Source organism: Arthrobacter sp. Y3223164 (assembly GCF_059091005.1).
Window position 1 is genome coordinate 1 of sequence record NZ_JBNHGF010000483.1, and the last position, 1,807, is coordinate 1,807.

Annotated in this window: 2 protein-coding genes; one reads left to right on the forward strand and one right to left on the reverse strand. The window is 69.4% G+C overall.

All coding sequences use genetic code 11. The features are described 5' to 3' along the window. Window positions 1–719 (reverse strand): hypothetical protein (locus AC5RUJ_RS15640; protein WP_494156173.1); only part of this gene is annotated, 719 nt, incomplete at its 3' end. Between the two features lie 418 nt (window positions 720–1,137). On the opposite strand from AC5RUJ_RS15640, the gene AC5RUJ_RS15645 reads away from it, so the two are divergent. After that, window positions 1,138–1,807: IMP dehydrogenase (locus AC5RUJ_RS15645; protein WP_494156174.1), on the forward strand; the 670-nt coding region annotated here is incomplete at its 3' end.

The following is a 1,807-nucleotide window of genomic DNA, read 5'->3' on the forward strand; positions in this document are numbered from 1 at the left end:
GCGACGCGGGTGAGCCAACGGAGCCGGCGTCGGAAGATCAGGAGCGCGATGAGCACGAGGGCCGCGGTGTCAGGCCAGCGCGGCGCCGGCCAGTTGTCCGGCGCGGGCGGATACGCCCCATCGGCCAATCCGGCGGCCCGCTCGAAGTGGTTGCGCGAGGAGGGGAACAGTGCCCCGTCGATGATGTACGCCGCCGGAAATGCGAACGGGCCGGCGAGCAGATTGGCTACGGCCCACTGGTCAACATGCCGCGACTCGTGGAGGGCGAGGGCCTCGTCCCCGGTCCGGGTCTGGGAGATGTTCGGGCCGTAGCGGACATACTGGCCTTCATCGGCAATGCCATATCCGTTGACGCTCAGTGCACCGGCCGGGTCCACGGGCGGCATCCACGCAACGAACACGTCTCCGAGCATTGTTCCGCCGCCGCTGGTGCGCGGCGGGGGCCAGAACATGACCAACAGCGACGGTCCCGAGCACGCTTCCATATCAAGGCTGCGCCCGGTCAGGACCCCGACGCCGCTGATGGGGGCGACCAGAAAATTGCGGGTGATGCGCCACGGGGCCGGCGGTGAAATCTGCAGGCGCGGCTCGGGCTTGATCTGCCCGTCGGCAGTGATATGGCTGTGGCAAACGATCTGCGGGGAGAGCGCCTCCTGGACGCGGGCTCCGGCTCCGGCGACCAGGAGGGCCGCCACCACAAAGAGGGCGGTGCCGCGCACCCGCTGGTGGGAAGCGCAAACGGTGCACGATGCGGCTCTCCGCAACCGGCGCGCATGAAGGGAGGGCATGGACCAGACCAGCCCGGCGATGCCAAAACACAGGGTGGCCGCCAAGCCGCTCGCGAACGGTCGCATGCGCCCGACGGACCGCCGGAATCTTCCTCCCATGACTGACCACTTCCCGCTCCGGCTGCCTGCGGCCGGCCCGCGGCAACCGTCAAGAGAGAGGGCCTGCGGTGCGCTTGCCGGCCGTGCGGCAGGTCGAGCGTACCGCCTGCGCCGGGACGACGCCAGCAGTCCGAAGAGGAGAGCCGTGCAGCCGTCACGAGGGGTCCGCCCTGTCCGCCAGGCGCCGGCGAAAGTCCTCTCCCTGCCCGTTCCAAGGTGAAGCGTTCCAGTGGTGGGATAACCTAGAGCCGTGACTTACGAGATTGAAATTGGCCGTGGCAAGCGTGGGCGCCGAGCCTACTCCCTCGATGACGTGGCGATCGTCCCCTCGCGCCGGACGCGCGATCCCAAGGATGTCTCGGTCAGCTGGCAGATCGACGCCTACACGTTCGACGCGCCGGTCATCGCCGCGCCGATGGACTCGGTCATGTCGCCGGCCACCGCCATCGCGCTGGGCAAGCTCGGCGGCCTGGGCGTCCTCAATCTCGAGGGCCTGTGGACCCGGTACGAGGATCCGCTGCCGGTGCTGGACGAGATCGCCGCGCTGGGCACGGAGAACTTCAGCCCGGCCGCGACCAAGCGGATGCAGGAGCTCTACTCCGCCCCCGTGCAGCCGGAACTGATCACCTCCCGGCTGGCCGAAATCCGGGAAGCCGGGGTGACCGTGGCCGGCTCGCTGACGCCGCAGCGCACCCAGGAGTTCTACAAGACCGTGGTCGCCGCCGGCGTGGACATCTTCGTGATCCGCGGCACCACCGTCTCCGCCGAACACGTCTCCAAGACGCAGGAACCGCTGAACCTCAAGCAGTTCATCTACGAGCTGGACACGCCGGTGATCGTCGGCGGCGCCGCCGGCTACACCCCGGCGCTGCACCTGATGCGCACCGGCGCGGCCGGCGTGCTGGTGGGCTTCGGCGGGG